Origin of the sequence: Lacticaseibacillus saniviri JCM 17471 = DSM 24301 (assembly GCF_001311785.1) — a bacterium.
Taxonomy (GTDB): Bacteria; Bacillota; Bacilli; order Lactobacillales; family Lactobacillaceae; genus Lacticaseibacillus; species Lacticaseibacillus saniviri.
Genome location: NZ_BBBX01000018.1, coordinates 37,676 through 54,750, shown reverse-complemented (window position 1 = coordinate 54,750; position 17,075 = coordinate 37,676). Strand labels below are relative to the sequence as shown.

The window sequence follows — 17,075 nt, the reverse complement described above, 5'->3', positions numbered from 1 at the left end:
GTTGTGAATATTCTCGCTAATGAAAACGATATCAGTTATACTGATATTAGAAATTGGAGGCGAGGATATGCATAAAGATGGGTATTTTTATTAGGCATCATTGCAATAGCAACTCTGGGTGGTTGTTCATCATCGAATCAATCAACACCAAAAGCACCACAAAAGGTGACACAAAAAGCAACACAGCCGACAGGCAAACAAAATGGGGCGGCGCTGGCAAAAGTCATGCGCCAAGTCAAACACGAGACGGTGGAAATTAATACAACAGATTTATTTGCTAGTCCACCGCACACGATTTCCGCATTGAAAAAATGCCAGGAATGAGTTTTTGCAGGTGAAGTTACCCAGTGGCAAGTATTACCTGCTCGAGATCCGGAAACTGGCTATATTGAAACTGCAGTTGTGATCAAGGTCGATCGAGACTTGAAAGGGGCAAAGGCAATTAAGAAGCAACAATTGGTCAATGTTGTCCTACATGGTGGTTTTACAAAGGGTCAGAAATTGATGAAACCAGTACTCAAAGCACCGACTAAAGCTAAGACAACTGGGATTAATCAACAAACTGTCACTTATGAGAATGCGCCGGGATATCGCTTGCCAATGCCTGGTGAGAAGGTTGTGATTTTCGCGAATCGGATGACCCAACCGTTCGAACCTTATTCAGCCTTGTATAAGCAACGGCCAACATTTCGGATGGGATGGAGTGCCTATTTCGGCCTTTGGATCAAGAACAAACAAGGTAGCTACGACGACGTTTGGCAGCACAAATCGGATAAAGATACAACGTTTAGCGAGCCCCAGGTTAATCAAGCCATCAATGATTTGATGAAATCGTAAATCAACTGAGATAAGCACTGGTCTCAAAAGCAGATTGCTTTTGGCACCAGTGCTTTTTGTGTTTGAATAGAAAAGAGATGTGAAGCCCGACGGCAATTATTTTCGGATTACTTCATTCTTAGACTTGACTTTTATCATTTACAGATGTAAATTATAAACATAGATTACAAATGTAAACGGAGGCGGGCATATGGATACTGTTCAGGCAGAAATTAGTCAATCGGAGTGGGAAGTTATGCGTGTGATCTGGACACTTGGGAGTGCAACCACACATGATTTGACAGCCATTCTAGAAGAAAAAATGGGTTGGAAAAGTGCGACAACGAAAACTTTTTTAGGCCGGTTGGTTAAGAAACAAGCACTGAGTACTGAAAAAGAAGGTCGTGAATTTCGGTATCGCGCCCTTATTCCTGAACAAGCGGCCATGGATGAGGCGACACAAGCACTATTTGACCATCTATGTGCCATGAAAGCCGGACAAACTTTAGAAAATCTGATCAACGCATTGACACTCTCGCAGCATGATATCGCACAGTTACAAGCCGTGTTGACGCAAAAGGCAAAAACTGCGCCAGAGAAGGTTGATTGTAATTGTTTGCCCGATGATTGCCAATGCTAGGAGGAATATCATGACTAAACACGAGATGAACAACATGGATCATTCAAAGATGGATCATTCAAAGATGGATCACGATATGAGCGACATGGATCATTCAAAGATGAATCACGATATGAACAACATGGACCATTCAAAGATGAATCATGATATGAGCAACATGAGCGGGATGGATCACAGTCATATGGGCCACGACATGGGTGGTGGTCATATGATGCACATGGGTAATCTCAAGCAACTCTTCTGGGTTAGCTTAGTAGCCACGATTCCAATTTTATTGTTTTCACCATTTATGGGGATGGATCTCAATCTTTTCGGGCTCCGCTTGCCGATCACGTTTCCAGGTTCTGACTATATCGTTTTGATTTTGGCGACTTTCCTGTATTTCTACGGAGGGAAACCATTTCTCACAGGCGCGGTCGATGAGCTGAAGAGTAAAGCACCGGCAATGATGACATTGATTGCGATGGGGATTACCGTGGCGTATGGCTATTCGCTGTATGCCTTTATCGCCAATCACTTCATTAATCCGAGTGGCCATGTGATGGACTTCTTCTGGGAACTGGCGACGTTGATTGTCATCATGTTATTAGGTCACTGGGTTGAAATGAACTCTGTCATGGCTGCAGGCTCTGCGGTTGAGAAAATGGCGGCCCTGCTACCGAGTCAGGCACACGTTGTCGATAATGGTCAAGTGCAAGACATGCCATTGAGCCAGGTCCACGAGGGCCAAACCTTGCGTGTTTTGGCTGGTGAACAGATTCCAACCGATGGGGTCTTGGTCAGTGGCTCAACGACCGTCAACGAATCACTGGTGACAGGTGAAGCGCGTGCGGTGGCCAAAACTAAGGCTGATAAGGTCATCGGTGGTGCTGTTAATGGCGATGGCGTGATTGAGATGACAGTCACCGGCACCGGTGAAACGGGCTACCTGGCGCAAGTGATGAAACTCGTTTCTGATGCGCAGGCGGCAAAGTCTAAAGCTGAAAGTATGGCTGACCGTGTGGCTTCTTGGTTGTTCTATGCCGCTTTAATCGTCGGTATTCTGGCATTCGTTTTCTGGCTACCACAAGGGCTCGACCAAGCCTTCGAACGCATGGTCACCGTCTTCATCATCGCATGTCCACATGCCCTCGGATTGGCCATTCCATTGGTTGTGGCTCGTAGTACCAGTATCGCGGCCACCAACGGCTTATTGTTACGGAACCGGCAGGCCCTGGAAGATGCCACCAAGGTGAAGTACGTCTTAATGGATAAGACGGGAACCTTGACGCAGGGTGACTTCGCCGTTAACGCTATTCAGAGTTATGTTGATACCATGGATGCTGATCATGTTTTGGCCATTCTTGCAGCTCTTGAAACACATTCCGATCATCCTTTGGCTAATGGCATCAAGTCTGCCGCAAGCTTTCGGCAATTAACTCCACTCACTGCGAGTGATGTCAGTGTTCAAAAGGGGATTGGGCTTACAGGGACCGTCGAAAATACCACGTACCAAATTGTGAACGCGCGGTACTTGAGCAGTCAAAATATTGCTTACGATCAAACTGACTTTGCAACCTGGACCAGCAACGGTAACTCGGTGGTTTACTTGATTCAGGGCAATACATTGGTTGGTGGGCTGGCAGAGGGTGATCAGATCAAGCCAAATAGTAAGGCGCTGATTAGCGGTCTCAAAGAAATGAATTATGTGCGTCATGTTGACTGGGGATAATCAAGGCACGGCCGCAGCTGTTGCTGAACAACTAGGCATCGACGAAGTGCAGAGTGAACTGTTACCAGAAGATAAGCTAACACAACTGACAGCCTATCAGAAGAAAGGCAAGGTCATCATGGTCGGCGATGGCGTGAATGATGCGCCTAGTTTGGCCAAGGCGGATATTGGGATTGCGATTGGGGCAGGTACCGATGTCGCGATTGATTCAGCCGATGTTGTCTTAGTTCACAGTGATCCGTTTGATTTGCTCAACTTCTTGAAGCTGGCTAAGGCAACCAATGCCAAAATGATTCAGAACCTCTGGTGGGGCGCTGGCTATAACATCTTGGCGATTCCACTGGCAGCTGGTATCCTAGCACCAATCGGCTTTATCTTGAGCCCAGCGGTAGGGGCCATCTTAATGTCCCTATCCACGGTGGTTGTGGCATTGAATGCGATGACCTTGAAACTCAAGCGTAGTTAGATGTGCTCCAAATGAAAATGGGCGTCCAGTCAATTGACTGGACGCCCATTTTTTATTATTTATTGAGTAATGCTTGTTGGGCAGCAACATTGATGATGTTCCAAGGCCGGTCAAATCCAGGTTGGAAGAAGAAATCAGCATAAGCTAAATCATCTAATGTCATGTGGCCTTGAATGGCTAAACTGATGGCATTAATGTTGGCAGTCACGTCACGTTTGGACATGATCTGACCACCGAGAATGCGGCCATCTTCTGGTGCGTAGGTCAGCTTGAAGTAGACGGGAACATTGCCAGCGTCTTCAGTCACGAATGGTGGTTGCACCGTGTCTGTGACAAAGACGGATTGTGTATTGATTCCTAATCCATCGGCTGTCCCAGCCTTAACCCCAACGGAAGCAAAGTGATAGTCAAAGACTGATAAGGCAGAGGCACCGGAGACAGCTGGCATCTTGGTCTTGTCGCCCAGGACGTTCTTTGCGGCAATGCGGCCTTGACGACGTGCATTGGTCGCAAGCGCAATCCGTGAATGGCCACCAGTTGGCGCAAATGGCACTAAGGTTGCGTCGCCGACAGCGTAGACATCAGGGGCACTGGTTTCAAGATAGTCATTAATCTCAATCAAACCGTGATCATCCAACTTCAAGGTATCTTTGAGCCAGTCCGTGTTTGCTTTGATGCCGGCCGCTTGAATCACTAATTCTGCAGGGTACTCGCCTTGATCAGTGACAACGCTTGTCACTGCGCCATCCTTACCATTGAATTGCTTGATGGCTTGGCCTGTAGCAGGATAGATATTGTTGGCTTTCATGGTGTCGGTCAGCGTATCGGTAAACTCTTCATCTAAGTAGAGGCCCAAGACCCGTGGAATCATATCAATCAACGTCACATGCTTGCCAGCTTTGGCGAACACTTCGGCCGCCTCGACGCCGATATAACCGCCACCAATCACCACAACGTTTTGCAGATCGGGATCGACGGTCTTTAACTTGAGCTTCTTGGCCCAGTCACGGCCGCGCATCGCATAGATATTCTTCAGGTCGTTGCCGGGAACAGGCAAGGTGAATGGTACCGCACCTGCACTGAGCACGAGTTTGTCATAGCTTTCAGTACGGGTTGTGTTATCCACGAGATTCTTAACGGTCACTGTGTGGGCATTGGCGTCAACTGAAGCAATCTCTTGGCGGACAAAAACGTGCACGCCTTGTGCCCGCATACCTTCAGCAGTGGCATACCGCACTGTATTGACGTCTTTGACAACGCCTTCTAAGTATAGTTGCATCCCACAAGAAAGGAATGAAATGAAGTCACCCTTTTCGTACCACTGAATTTCAGTTTCTGGATGCGCTGCCAAAATACCGCGCACTGTTTCGTAACCACCGTGAGATGAACCAACAACAATAACTTTCATGAATGAAAAACTCCTTTCGTTGCAACCAATTAAATTTAACACAATTCATTACTCGTTAATCATATCACAATCTCTCGGTCTGTCCAGTCATATGCAATAAAAAGAACGCCGACTTCATCATTGAGGTCGGCGTTCTTTTTATTGTGAAATAGGGTGATATCAAGCCTGGAGTAATCGCTATCATGACGTTAAAATAACGTGCTTATTGCCGACTGTGGGTGAGGCTGACACCGGTGTCTTGGTAATAGCTCAGGTAAGGGAAGTGGATGATAACCGTTGTTCCGTGCCTCAGTTCTGATTCGATGGTTAACTGATGGTTCAGCTTTTGTCCCAGTCGATCAGCCAGATAGAGGCCTAATCCCGTGGCCTTTTGATTCGCGTTGCGACCATTTTGACCCGTAAAGCCCTTATCAAAGACGCGGTGCAGTTCATCGGGAGCAATGCCGATACCGGTATCACTCACTGCGAGCTGTACCTCATTATTTTGATCGGATAGCGTGACGATGATTTTACCACCTGGATCGGTGTACTTAAGGCTGTTCACCATGATTTGGCTCAAAATGAAACGCAGCCATTTCTGATCCGTGAGCACGGTTTGATCCTCACCGCGCAACTCGAATTGAATCTGGTTACTGATGAATTGATTGCGCAGGCTGACCACAACATCATTGATAATCTGCTTGAGCGGATATTCCTGCAGTAGGTAGTCATGACTGAAACTGTCCAATCGTGAGTAGTAGAGCACCTGATCGACGTAGAAACTGATACGATCCAGTTGTAGCGTGAGCTGTTCAAAGGTCGATTCTGGAATTTGGCCATCGAGGCTGTCGACCAATAAGTCACCGGCTGCCAAGGGCACTTTGATTTCATGGACCCAGGAATCAATGAACGCTTTTTGATCTTGCTGCTCATTGAGCAAACGCTCCAGCTGGTCGTGATGGGCTTTGAGCACGCTGTTAAACGCATTGGCGACGACAGCCTGCTCAGGGTCGTCTGTCGGCAGGAGCGGCCAATCAAGTGCCTGCTCAGGGTCATCCCTGCGCGCGGCCACTTCTTTGAGCCACGCGTTTGTTTTTGATAGCGCCAAACCAGTGCAACCATCCCCATCAAAATGACGATGAGACTGACGTAGAGGACTGTATTCAACTGAATCTGATGCAGCGGATCCAGCCATAGAATGAGATCAAAGACGAACAGGGCCAACAGAAAGAAGAGACTGTTAGCGATATGCGCTTTGAGAAAAATCCGAAATGGCATCTTTTCTCCTCCTAAGGAATGATGTATCCCTGACCGATTTTTGTTTCAATGTAATTAGGCAAGCCGGCATCGTCAATTTTCTTCCGCAGGCGATTGATATTCACCGTGAGCGTGTTATCATCAACGAACCGTTCATCCTGCCACAGATCCCGCAGTAATTTGGATCGGCTGACAATTTGACCGTGCTGGCGCATCAAAATCTGGAGGAGTTTGTATTCATTTTGGAGAGGTTAATTTGGGTATCGCCAACTTGCGCCATGCCGTTTTTAAGATTCAATAATAGTCCGTTGTGTTCCAGCGCATCCGCGTTTTGGTCGCTATAATTATAAGTGCGCCGCAGCAACGCGTTGATTTTTGCAATCAACACTTCGATGGCAAAAGGTTTGTTGACGAAATCGTCGGCGCCAAGGTTCATCGACATCACCATATCCATATTGGTATTGCGACTGGAGATGAAGATAACGGGGACCTTGCTGACGTCGCGAATCTTTTGGACCCAGTAAAATCCGTCATATACGGGCAGGTTGATATCGAGTAAAACTAAGTGGGGCTTCACATCTAGAAATTGTTCAAAGACGGTTGCAAAATCGGTCACGACAACAGGGTCGAGTTGCCACTTGCCGAGGTTATCCGCAACGAGTTGCGCGATAGTTTGATCATCTTCGACAACCATGATTTTAAACATGTCAGTCACTCCATTCTTGTGTTTAATGGTAACGGTTTGATTGAGTGAGTACAAGCGCCGTCAATGGATAAATTTGTTAATATAGGCTTTGGAGGAATAATTATGCGAATTGTAGACGTGTCACATGTGACCAAGATGTACGGTCACCGCCAGAATCGCGTTCAGGCACTCAATGATCTGTCGTTTAAGATTGATGAAGGTGAGTTTGTTGGCATTATGGGTCCCAGTGGGGCGGGAAAGTCCACCTTGCTCAATATCATGGCAACGATTGACCAACCGACATCCGGCAAGGTTGTCGTGGGTGGTCAGGACGTGACTGCCATGAGTGACGCCGAACTGGCTAACTTTCGACGCGAGGAATTGGGCTTCATTTTCCAAGATTTTAATTTACTCGATAATCTGACGGTCAAAGAAAATATTGCGTTGCCACTCACATTAACGCCCAAACTGCCTGCAGATTTTGATCAGCGAATCGTACAGGTCAGTGAAATTCTGGGCCTCAATGAATTGCTGAACCGCTATCCCAGTGAGCTCAGTATCGGCCAGCGACAACGCGTAGCGAGTGCGCGGGCGATGATTACCAAACCAAAGCTGATTTTGCGGATGAACCCACAGGGAGTTTGGATTCGGCAGCGGCAACGGAATTGTTGCGGTACCTGACAGAAATTAATCTGCAAGAGGACATCACGATTATGATGGTGACGCATGATGCGTTCACCGCGAGCTATTGCAATCGCATTGTCTTCATCAAGGATGGCGCGTACTTTGCAGAAGTGACTAAGCACGGCAGCCGGCAACAGTTTTTCAATAGCATCATTGATATGGAGGCGACCATCAGTGGCGGTCATACGCATGTACGTTAGACTCGCGCGTGAGAGCATCACGCGCCATCGCCGGCTTTACTATCTCACTGAATCCGTTGCAGCACTGATTGTCATGTTGGTCTATGCGTTATCCGCGTTGACTGACTATAAACCTATTTTGCAGTCGGCAGCCAAATTTTGGACAGCTCGAGCTTGGTGCCAGCATTTTTGAACCTGGCGCTTGTCGTGATTTTGCTGTTTAGTGTGACCTTTCTGATTTATCTCAATACGCTTCGGATGCAGCGCCGCACCCGTGAGCTGGGCTTATACCGGCTCATGGGGTTGACCCGTGCCCAGTTAACCGGCAGTCTGATTGTTGAAAGTTTAATGGTGGGTGCCGTAACGGTTGTTGCTGGGATTGCTTTAGGGATTCTGGTTTCCAAACTGTTTGCGATGATTCTGGTGCGAATGTTGCACCTGCATCTCAGTGTGGGGCTTCTGGTATCCGGCAGGGCAATTCGGGATGTCGTTGTTATTTTGGCATCTTGTACTTAGCGCAAGGCGCCCTCAATGCAATCTTTGTGAACAATACGAGTCTTTTGAATCTCATCCGCAAGATCTCGCACGCTGACCAGGCGCTGCGCGTTCGGCGGCGCGATTACTGGCTGGCGGGCTTCAGTGTGATCCTGATTGGGTTTAGCTATTGGGCGTTGCTCAATATGATGGACCTGTTACTGCGCAATAATGTGATGATCGGGCTGTTAGGCGTGGCCCTGGTCGCAATGGCGCTGGGCACGTATTGGTTCTTCACCTCAGGTATCCGGGTCGCTTTGAACTGGCTGCGGCATTTTCCTAAGCTCTATTGGCAAAATGGCCAGATGATTGTTTTGGCCAATATTGCTAAGCGCATCCGCGTCAACATGCATTCACTGTGGCTGACAACGATGCTGAGTATGGCCACCATCACCGTTTTGGGGAGTGCCGCAATGATGTATCAAGCTGGTCAAGCGGAGGTCGCTTTCTCGCTGCCCGCAGCGGTGGTCGCAAACGGTCGCGGGATTAAGCCGGTCAACCAGACGCTGGATAAACTGGCTATCACGCCACTGCATCAAGTGGCCATTGAAGGCAAAATTGTCACGGGAAAAGTCACCTTGGTCAACCGAGGTAACCTCACCGAGCATAATCGACACGCGTACACGGTCATGTCGCTATCTGCCTACCAACGCGCACGCAAGGTCGAACCGCAACTGGATGATTTGCAACTCCACGGCAAGGAGACGGCGCTGATTCTCTATGATCGCAGTACATATAAATCAAACAAGGGCCCTCGACATCGCAATTGGGGCCCGCTAAAAATCATGCCGAACCAAGTGAATCTTAAGGTGAAGTATCTCATTGACCGCTATCCACTAGGCGGCTACAACTATTTTGAACGCGCAATGATTGTTTCAGACCGCGTGTACGCGCAACTGGAGGGCCAAAAAGATCACTTGGCACTCTATGATTTTGCGACGAATAAAGACCGAACAGCGGTGACAAAGGCATTGACACCGATTGCGAACCAAGATGATATGCAGGATTTCATGTATCAAAACAAGCATGATCTCTTTTATTTCACGCAAAACTCCCGTGCAACGGATCTCTACAGTTCACGTGAAAGTATCGGCTTGTTACTACCGGAACGTCGGCAGGCGGATGCGTTATTCGGCTTTCTGCTCTTCTTGATGTTATTGATTGGGGTGGTCTTCATGCTAGCGACAGGTTCTATTCTGATGTTAAAGCAATTGGCCATCGCGCAGACGGAAGTGGATAGCATTCAAACCTTGAAACGATTAGGGATGCAAACTAAGGCCGTTCAACACATGGTTTACCGCCAAACGCTGATTATCTTCAGTCTGCCGCTGATTGTTGGCAGTCTGCACAGTTTGTTACTACTGCATTTCCTATCTGATGCATTGGATAATCCGGCGACCTGGTTGGGGATTGTCGTGAGCGGGATTTATGTGCTGGTGTACGCTGGGTTTTACCTCATCACCGCTCGGGCAGTGAATCGGATGGTCAACCAACCGTTAAAACGATTAGCTGTCTTCTAATTCAACCCAGTTGAGACGATACAAAAATCACCATCAACACTCCACATGGGATCGTTGGTGGTGATTTTTGTGATTGGCAGGTATGATTAGTTTTGATCGTCATCAGGATCGATGACCCGGTAGCCGTTCTCATGGAAGCCCAATTGATCTGCCGCTCGATTCATGAATTTATTCAGTGGGGCAAACGCCGGCGTTGACTTCAATGCGAAGAAGTCACTCCCACTGACCCAACTGCTCATTAAGACAAATTGAATCTGCTTGGCGTCGAGTCGCATCAATGTGAGCCCAGTGATATGCGGGAATTGCTCATAGGCATCAAAAAAGGTCTTCATTTGAGCCACAAAGATTGCTTCTTGATCGGCCGCGAGATTAAAGTACATCATGTGGACATAATTTTTCTTCTGGAGCTCGCCACGAGTGGCCAAAACGTTATACTTAATGGTAGCGTGAATTGCCCGCGACCGGTTGAATCGAGTAGCATGTAATCGAGCCCGTGACTTTCCGGTTTGAGCAGGAGCGTAGGAGCGGCTTGCTTGGTTTGCAATTGTGTTAAGAAAGCTCGACTCCCAAATACAGTTTGAATAGTTGCCATGAGAAACACCTCCAATTTGTATTATAAGCGTTTTCTCGGGGACTAGAAAGGAAGAAGCAAGATGGACTTACAGATTTTAGGTTATTACGGCGGTTACCCACGTGAAGATGGGGGGACCAGCGCTTATTTGATTACCAGCGGTGATTATCATTTGCTGATGGATATCGGTTCTGGGGCGCTAATGGCACTTGAAAAGATCATGCCACCAGCCCAATTGGATGCCGTGTTATTGACACATTATCATCACGATCACACAGCGGATTTGGGTGTTCTGCAATATTACTGGCAATTGACCCAAGATACCAAGAAGCATGATGTGCTTCCGATTTACGGTCACACCAAGGATCCGCTGAATTATGCGGCGTTGACTTTTGAACCGTTTACTAAAGGATTTGGCTATACAGCAGATACCACTTTGGACCTCGGGCCACTGACATTGACATTTATGGAGACACAGCATCCAGTGCCTGCCTTTGCCGTTCGCGTCACGGAAAAGGCGACTGGTAAGACGATTGTCAATACCAGCGATACCCGGTACTTCAGTGATTTGGCGCGCTTTGCCACGGGCGCCGATTTACTGATGGCAGATACGAATTTCCTGGCTGATCAACCTGCACCACGCTGGCATTTGACAGCACCGGAGGCCGGCACGTTAGCCAATGCGGCAAACGTGAATCAATTACTACTCACACATTTACCACATGCCAATCAGGCGTTACTCTTGCAGCAGGCTCAGGCGAGTGCCGGCGATGTGCCCGTCGTATTAGCCAAAATAATTTGCGCTTAAGCATTTAAGCTTTTTTAGGTCTAGTCCGTTCGAGGCGTTTACTATTTTAATGGTCAGTTTGCGCAATTAAGCCTTTAATATTTTTTATATAATAGACCATTTATCCAAATTTGTTCATTTATGATTTCAGTATATATAAATTTTTTCTGTCAATCTGATTGTTATCCGATGTGCCAGTCGGGTATACTTAAATAGTAATCAAAAAGCAGATGTCAAGAAAAAGGAGCGAGCAAAATGGTCACATTATACACATCCCCGAGTTGCACCTCATGCCGTAAGGCTCGTGCATGGCTGAAAGAAAACAACATTCCGTTTACTGAACGCAACATTTTCTCTGATCCACTGAATAAGGATGAGATTAAACAATTGTTACGGATGACGGAATCAGGCACTGAAGAAATCGTCTCAACCCGTTCAAAGATTTTCCAAGAATTAGGTATTGATTTGGAAGACTTATCAATGAACGAATTGATTGACTTAGTCGCACAAGAACCTGGTTTGTTGCGTCGGCCAATCATGTTGGACGAAAAGCGCCTACAAGTAGGTTACAACGAAGATGAAATTCGTCGTTTCTTACCACGCTCTGTTCGGACACTGGAATTACAACAAGCTCAATTATTAGCGGGCTTCTAAGAAGAACCAAATCAGCGATCACGATAGTGTTTGTTGGTTTGGTTTTTATTGGCCTTAAGTCCCTTGAATTAATTTAATAAATGACGTACAATGCGCTAACAGTGATTATCTGATATAATAACTGTGAACCGTAAATAACGGTAACCGTGATTGAAGTGAGGTGCAAATCATCATGGAAATGGAACGAATTAACGATAATACAATTCGTGTGTTGTTAGGCAACGAAGACCTCGCTGCCCGAGGGATTACAGTGCTTGACTTACTGGGAAATCATAAACAAATTGAGGGCTTCTTCTACAGCATCTTAGAAGAAGTTGATAAGGATCATTCTTTTGCGACAAACGATGCTGTTACTTTCCAAGTGATGCCTAGCCAATCAGGCTTAGAATTGCTCATCAGTCGTAACAATCCTGATGAACAAGATGATGATGACTCGGATGATTTTAATCTCGCTGACCTCGGTAACGTCGAGGAAGTGCCTGACTTCATCAAACAACAGCTTCAGGGATTGGATGATAATCAGTCTGATGAACCCGTTGACGAAGGCAGTTACATCGATGCGAAGGATAGTCATCAACAAGCTGTTGTTATCAAGCTCGCTGATTTTGAAGACTTGATTAGTCTGGCCAGTGTCCTTCGCCTCGAAGGTGGCGCAAGCGACTTGTATCAATACAAAAATGACTACTACCTGGTTCTGACATTCTTTGATAATGCAATTTCGGCACAAGAGGCGCAAGATGAAATTGCGGTTGCTTTGGAATATGGTGATCGTAGTAACATTTCCGCTGATGTCTTGTCCGAATACGGCAAGTTACTGATGCCAACCAGTGCACTGGAAACAGTACGGTACTACTTCAAGTAGTCAAGGATTTGAGTGTTTAACCTTGATAGGGCAAAAAAGGAACCGCGACAATTCGTCGCAGTTCCTTTTTTGTGGTTAATTTTCTGGTGTGTTGAAGCTGGTATTGAGGTTCACGGTGAAGTTCAAGATTTGATCCGCATAACTTGGTTTGTCATTGGTTTCTTTGATTGTTTCCTTGAGCTCACTGAGATTGTCCGTGATAATCCCATCGACATCCGCAAACATCATTTTCTGCATCGTGGTGTCGTCATTGACGGTCCAGGCGAATACGTCTTGTTTGTTGTCATGCGCCTTTGAGACGAAATCACCATTGAGTGTGGTGGCTTCCATCGTATAGGCGTTGGCCTTGGTGTCAGGGAAGGTGAGGTTGTATGGCAAAATATAACTGACATACAACTTCGGCGCCTTTTGTTTGAGCCCTTGAACGACATGATAGTCGAGCGAGTGGATGCGATCCTTGTGCTTCAAAATGGAAGCCTGGTACTTCTTGATGAAGCGATTCAACATACCCTTGCTGTCCATCGGTGTTGTCTTAATTTCAATCAGTAGCTTTTGATTCAAGCCCTGTGCGGTTTTGAGGTAATCATCAAACTGGCAATTTTTGCTTGATGCCCGTTTTCTTTGACCGTCAGCTTGGTGAGTTGCTTCAAGGTGAGATCATGTGGCCGTTTATTCACACCGGCCAACGCTTCCAGGTTCTCATCGTGCATCACCACAAACTGGTTGTCCTTCGTTTCGTGAATATCCATTTCAACGTAATCAGGTTTTTCCTTGCTGGTCTTTTCAAGCGCCGGAATCGTGTTTTGGACGCCGTTGCCATCGTCCACACCGCGGTGGGAGATGGTCAGCGGATTGCTGGTGACTAAGCCTTCCAGGTAAACAAAATTGACGATGCTGACAACGGAGCCACCCAGAATCATTAAGACAACAGCAGCCAACCGCATGATGATCTTGTGCTTACGATCAGAAACGAGCGGGGTGTCATACTGTGGCAACAGATCTGCTTGTTCCGCCAATTTGATGGCTAACCGCAGCACCATGACGGTATTGAAACTCAGCACGAATTCTTGATAGATTTGCAACAAGGTCAAGTTACCGATGGCAAAGCCCAGCGCCACGTGTGGGAAGGACGTATCGATGTACTTCTGAATCAAGTAAATGCTGACCATGCCGACGACCGTTAATGCACCCCCGACAATCGCAATCAGTGCATTGGCCCATAAGATACGCCAGAACTGACCGCGTGAGGCATTCCAACTCGCTTTCAGCGTTGTGTTTGGTGACTTATTCCCCATAATGATGGCGGGGATAAAGGCTAAGAGGCGAACCGCTACCCAGATGATGAGGACAGAGAGCACTATCAGCAAGATCAATAGCGGTAAGTGTTCATCGATATATTCATTGATAAAGTCGGGAATGGTGACCTTGCTTAACAGTTGGGAGTTGAAAACAAAGTGGCCAAAGGGCAGGATAATGATGAAATAGCCCATGAGAATGCCAATCATCTTTGGCCGCAACCGGCCCCACGAGCGGAAGGTTTGCTGGAGAAGCTTACCTAAGCGTAACGGTTGCCCGTGGCGGATGTGCTCGATTCCAAAGAGGAGAAAGGCAAATTGCGAATAGACGGTCAGTAGGATGAGCACGAGTATCAAGAATAGTAAGAGCACCGTGAACGGATGTTGCGTCAAAATATTGAGGAGGTTGGTGTAGGAAACATAATCGACCTGACTGTTCTTGAGCACAAATTGCGTCATCGCGTTGAAGATAGGAATCATAATCAACGAAATGAATAGGCTTGTGCCGGAGGTCAGGACGATGTAGCTGCCCCAACGCTTGAAGTAGGCACCGATATTAGTCCGAACGAATTTCCATGGTTGCATGATTACGCCTCCGCATCCATTATTTTCAGTTTGCCGCGGAAGTCTTCAATGCTGTGATAACCGTGAGCCTGCATTTCGGCTGCCAGCTCCTGCTTGAGGCGGGCGAAGATGCTTGGGCCTTCCTCGTATAATGCTGAACCCACCTGCACCATGCTGGCACCGCAGAGAATCAGATCATAGACATCGCGACCGTTGTAGATACCACCCGTGCCGATAACTTGAATTTCTGGTTTTAAGCGCTGGGAGAACGCACGAACGTTGGCAAGTGCAATTGGCTTAGCGTACTGCCCACCGATACCGCCAAATCCACCCTTAGGCTTAATCACCACGGTGTCGTCCGTGGGATCAACCCACAAGCCGTTCCCCAAACTGTTAATGGTATTCACGTAAACCAGTGGGTACTGATTGAGAATCGCTGCCATTTCATCGAATTGGGCGAGATCAAAGTAAGGTGGTAACTTCACACCGAGTGGCTTGGTGAAAAATTCAAATATTGTATCCAGGACATATTTTGTTCGGTCAAAGTCGTAACCAACCTGAGGCTTGCCTGGGACATTCGGGCAGGAGAGGTTGAGCTCTGTTAAACCAGCAAAATCACTGGCTTCGATTTTTGTGCCATGGCGATGTTGTCTTCTAGCGTGAGCCCTGCGATGGACATAAAGATGGGTTGATCCGGCAATTGCTGTTGGTGCGTTAGAGCAAAATCGAGATAGTAATCAAGGCCTTCATTGGGTAAGCCCATGGAGTTGATGCTACCTAAGGCCAATTTGGCGTAGCGTGGTTCGGGATTCCCCAAGCGCTTAGCTGAAGTGGCACTCTTTGTCGTCAGGCTACCGGCCTCAGATTGTTCGAGTTCATGTAACTGTGTGAGATCGTAACAGTGAACCCCGCTTGCATTCATTAAAACATTGTCAAAGTGAAAGGCGCCGATTGTCGTCGCTAATTGTGCCATGGATGACTCCCCCTTATGTGTATTGTTTTCATTTTAGCGTAAAACGAGAGGATGAGAAACAAAAGAAAATTAGACGGTAATATTCGAGTGTTTGAATTGAGTGAGAGATGCAAACTGTGGCGCACCGATTGTTTTTGCATTGCGAATTGACTGCAGCACATAAAAATAGACGCTGACGGAAAAAGTCGGGGACCTTTCTGCCAACGTCTGCATTGAATGTTTGGATTAGCGCAACGCATTGGCAACTAATGCCACGATTGCGATGAGAAACTGGTGAGGGTAACGCGTCTCGCCCATTTGGGGTTCTTGTCCAGTGTCATCATGACGAGCCAACAAAGCAGGCCCAAGATAAAAATGATTCCGGCACCGAGAAAGAGGATTAGTGTGATAAATCCGAGCATCGTTAACGCTTTGCTTGACTAATGGCCGCTGTCTGCCGCAATAGCTTGCGCTTACGTTGATTCCAATAGTCTTCAGATAGATTTCGGTAAAAATTGATGTGCCACAAGCTGGGCACCGTACCTGACCAAAAGTCATGGCTTGGTGGCAAGCAGGGCAGTTGAACGTTGCTGTTTCCTCCACGATATCACCTCACTAGCCATAGTGTATCATAAAGTGGCCAGATCCTCTTGATTTGAGATGATTTTTGCAATCGCATTGGCCTTTTGGCGAATTTCAGCCGGTGGCACTTGGGGTAAGGTGAAGTAAGTCCGCATCTGATGTGGATCGAAATTCTCTGGCACACTGACCAGCGCATAGAAGTCATTGTCACTATCGACTTCCGGCAGGTCACGCAAGGTATAGGCCGTCATGGCGACTTCATCCTTTGGCAGATGGCTCAAGAAATCGCTGAGCACCCGATAAGCGTAATACAGCGTTTCTTCATAAGTTGTTCCCTTTGCATAGCCATTTGGAATATTAGGGAACTTGATGCTGTACCCACGATCAGTTTTAATGGTATGAGAAACAAAAAATAGTCGTCGCGTTGATGCTTCTTGCATGACGGTCGCCTCTATTGTGAATAATGTTCAAATCTTTTTAATAACTTCATTGTACTCTCGTTAAAATTAAATGTAAAACGTTAATGTTTTTCTCATCAAAACATATATTGATTCGCTTGCAAAATCCTGTCATTTCGGTATAATTGTTTTTGTTGTCAAGGCGACGCAATATGCGGTTGTAGTTTAGTGGTAAAACTCCAGCTTCCCAAGCTGGTGTCGCGAGTTCGATTCTCGTCAACCGCTTCATGGACAGGATGAAATCTCATCCTGTTTTGTGAATTGATGCCGTTATTCGCGTTGCGTCGTTTCACAAATTAGGTTACACTACATGCAACAAGCTCGGTGAGAAAGAGGAAGGCGAAAACACACGTTCCAGTGAGGTCGGTCAGTGCAAACGACTACGTGATGTTCGTCCGCGCGCTTTTGAGAGCAACAATTGAAGAATAAAGTGGACTTTGTCAATTAGAGTGGTACCGCGGGCGATGGCTC

Annotated in this window: 16 protein-coding genes, 1 tRNA gene and 4 pseudogenes; 12 read left to right on the top strand and 9 right to left on the bottom strand. The window is 47.0% G+C overall.

Annotation, left to right across the window (positions count from 1 at the left end; genetic code table 11):
• Positions 1 to 165: 165 nt before the first annotated feature.
• The 4 genes and pseudogenes from JCM17471_RS14150 to JCM17471_RS09715 all read left to right on the top strand — a co-directional run bounded on the left by JCM17471_RS14150 (position 166) and on the right by JCM17471_RS09715 (position 3,633).
• Positions 166 to 324: a hypothetical protein gene (locus tag JCM17471_RS14150; protein WP_156321677.1), complete on the top strand. Its 159-nt coding sequence runs from the start codon at positions 166 to 168 to the stop codon at positions 322 to 324.
• 99 nt (positions 325 to 423) lie between these two features.
• Complete coding sequence (locus JCM17471_RS09725; protein WP_156321676.1) at positions 424 to 837, top strand: hypothetical protein; 414 nt, start codon at positions 424 to 426, stop codon at positions 835 to 837.
• 190 nt (positions 838 to 1,027) lie between these two features.
• On the top strand, positions 1,028 to 1,456 hold the full coding sequence (locus JCM17471_RS09720) for a CopY/TcrY family copper transport repressor (protein ID WP_054777717.1): 429 nt from the start codon (positions 1,028 to 1,030) through the stop codon (positions 1,454 to 1,456).
• Positions 1,440 to 3,633: pseudogene (locus JCM17471_RS09715) on the top strand (heavy metal translocating P-type ATPase). Before JCM17471_RS09720 ends, JCM17471_RS09715 begins: the two are co-directional and overlap by 17 nt.
• A gap of 55 nt (positions 3,634 to 3,688) precedes the next feature.
• Here JCM17471_RS09715 and JCM17471_RS09710 read toward each other — a convergent pair.
• The 3 genes and pseudogenes from JCM17471_RS09710 to JCM17471_RS09700 form a co-directional block, all read right to left on the bottom strand.
• The gene (locus tag JCM17471_RS09710; RefSeq protein ID WP_054777716.1) at positions 3,689 to 5,041 is read right to left on the bottom strand and encodes an FAD-dependent oxidoreductase; all 1,353 of its coding nucleotides are present in this window, start codon (positions 5,039 to 5,041) and stop codon (positions 3,689 to 3,691) included.
• Between the two features lie 202 nt (positions 5,042 to 5,243).
• The gene (locus tag JCM17471_RS09705; RefSeq protein ID WP_162208379.1) at positions 5,244 to 6,128 is read right to left on the bottom strand and encodes a sensor histidine kinase; all 885 of its coding nucleotides are present in this window, start codon (positions 6,126 to 6,128) and stop codon (positions 5,244 to 5,246) included.
• Positions 6,129 to 6,309: 181 nt separating this feature from the next.
• Positions 6,310 to 6,983 (bottom strand): annotated as a pseudogene (locus JCM17471_RS09700) (response regulator transcription factor).
• Between the two features lie 102 nt (positions 6,984 to 7,085).
• On the opposite strand from JCM17471_RS09700, the pseudogene JCM17471_RS09695 reads away from it, so the two are divergent.
• The 4 genes and pseudogenes from JCM17471_RS09695 (at position 7,086) to JCM17471_RS09680 (ending at position 9,879) form a co-directional block, all read left to right on the top strand.
• Positions 7,086 to 7,846 (top strand): annotated as a pseudogene (locus JCM17471_RS09695) (ABC transporter ATP-binding protein).
• The gene (locus JCM17471_RS14145; protein ID WP_054777715.1) at positions 7,836 to 8,018 is read left to right on the top strand and encodes a hypothetical protein; all 183 of its coding nucleotides are present in this window, start codon (positions 7,836 to 7,838) and stop codon (positions 8,016 to 8,018) included. The pseudogene JCM17471_RS09695 and the gene JCM17471_RS14145 overlap by 11 nt, the downstream one beginning before the upstream one ends.
• Positions 8,003 to 8,341 (top strand): FtsX-like permease family protein, encoded by a 339-nt coding sequence (locus JCM17471_RS09685; protein ID WP_225354251.1) that lies wholly within the window; start codon positions 8,003 to 8,005, stop codon positions 8,339 to 8,341. The genes JCM17471_RS14145 and JCM17471_RS09685 overlap by 16 nt, the downstream gene beginning before the upstream one ends.
• On the top strand, positions 8,332 to 9,879 hold the full coding sequence (locus tag JCM17471_RS09680) for an FtsX-like permease family protein (RefSeq protein WP_054777713.1): 1,548 nt from the start codon (positions 8,332 to 8,334) through the stop codon (positions 9,877 to 9,879). The genes JCM17471_RS09685 and JCM17471_RS09680 overlap by 10 nt, the downstream gene beginning before the upstream one ends.
• An 86-nt stretch (positions 9,880 to 9,965) precedes the next feature.
• Here JCM17471_RS09680 and JCM17471_RS09675 read toward each other — a convergent pair whose 3' ends face one another.
• Together JCM17471_RS09675 and JCM17471_RS09670 are read right to left on the bottom strand one after the other, a co-directional pair.
• Positions 9,966 to 10,262 carry a hypothetical protein gene (locus JCM17471_RS09675; protein WP_054777712.1) on the bottom strand — a complete coding sequence of 99 codons (297 nt, stop codon included), beginning with the start codon at positions 10,260 to 10,262 and terminating at the stop codon, positions 9,966 to 9,968.
• Positions 10,259 to 10,471, bottom strand: coding sequence for a hypothetical protein (locus JCM17471_RS09670; RefSeq protein ID WP_054777711.1), 213 nt, complete (start codon positions 10,469 to 10,471; stop codon positions 10,259 to 10,261). The genes JCM17471_RS09675 and JCM17471_RS09670 overlap by 4 nt, the downstream gene beginning before the upstream one ends.
• Before the next feature lie 61 nt (positions 10,472 to 10,532).
• Here JCM17471_RS09670 and JCM17471_RS09665 point away from each other — a divergent pair, with 61 nt between their 5' ends.
• The 3 genes from JCM17471_RS09665 to JCM17471_RS09655 all read left to right on the top strand — a co-directional run bounded on the left by JCM17471_RS09665 (position 10,533) and on the right by JCM17471_RS09655 (position 12,753).
• Complete coding sequence (locus JCM17471_RS09665; RefSeq protein WP_054777710.1) at positions 10,533 to 11,258, top strand: MBL fold metallo-hydrolase; 726 nt, start codon at positions 10,533 to 10,535, stop codon at positions 11,256 to 11,258.
• Positions 11,259 to 11,492: 234 nt separating this feature from the next.
• Positions 11,493 to 11,891, top strand: a complete 399-nt coding sequence (gene spxA / locus JCM17471_RS09660; protein ID WP_054777709.1) for a transcriptional regulator SpxA — start codon at positions 11,493 to 11,495, stop codon at positions 11,889 to 11,891.
• Positions 11,892 to 12,063: 172 nt separating this feature from the next.
• Positions 12,064 to 12,753 (top strand): adaptor protein MecA, encoded by a 690-nt coding sequence (locus JCM17471_RS09655; protein ID WP_054777708.1) that lies wholly within the window; start codon positions 12,064 to 12,066, stop codon positions 12,751 to 12,753.
• Between the two features lie 75 nt (positions 12,754 to 12,828).
• Here JCM17471_RS09655 and JCM17471_RS16610 read toward each other — a convergent pair whose 3' ends face one another.
• The 4 genes and pseudogenes from JCM17471_RS16610 to JCM17471_RS09635 form a co-directional block, all read right to left on the bottom strand.
• A complete protein-coding gene (locus tag JCM17471_RS16610; RefSeq protein ID WP_054777707.1) occupies positions 12,829 to 13,314 on the bottom strand; it encodes a glycerophosphodiester phosphodiesterase family protein in 486 nt (161 codons plus the stop codon).
• Entirely contained in the window at positions 13,311 to 14,633 is a 1,323-nt protein-coding gene (locus JCM17471_RS09645; RefSeq protein ID WP_054777706.1) for a glycerophosphoryl diester phosphodiesterase membrane domain-containing protein, read from the bottom strand. Before JCM17471_RS09645 ends, JCM17471_RS16610 begins: the two co-directional genes overlap by 4 nt.
• Before the next feature lie 2 nt (positions 14,634 to 14,635).
• Positions 14,636 to 15,585, bottom strand: a pseudogene (locus JCM17471_RS09640) (dihydroorotate oxidase).
• 608 nt (positions 15,586 to 16,193) lie between these two features.
• A complete protein-coding gene (locus JCM17471_RS09635) occupies positions 16,194 to 16,586 on the bottom strand; it encodes a hypothetical protein (RefSeq protein ID WP_054777705.1) in 393 nt (130 codons plus the stop codon).
• Positions 16,587 to 16,758: 172 nt separating this feature from the next.
• On the opposite strand from JCM17471_RS09635, the gene JCM17471_RS09630 reads away from it, so the two are divergent.
• Positions 16,759 to 16,829, top strand: a tRNA-Gly gene (locus JCM17471_RS09630).
• Positions 16,830 to 17,075 lie beyond the last annotated feature (246 nt).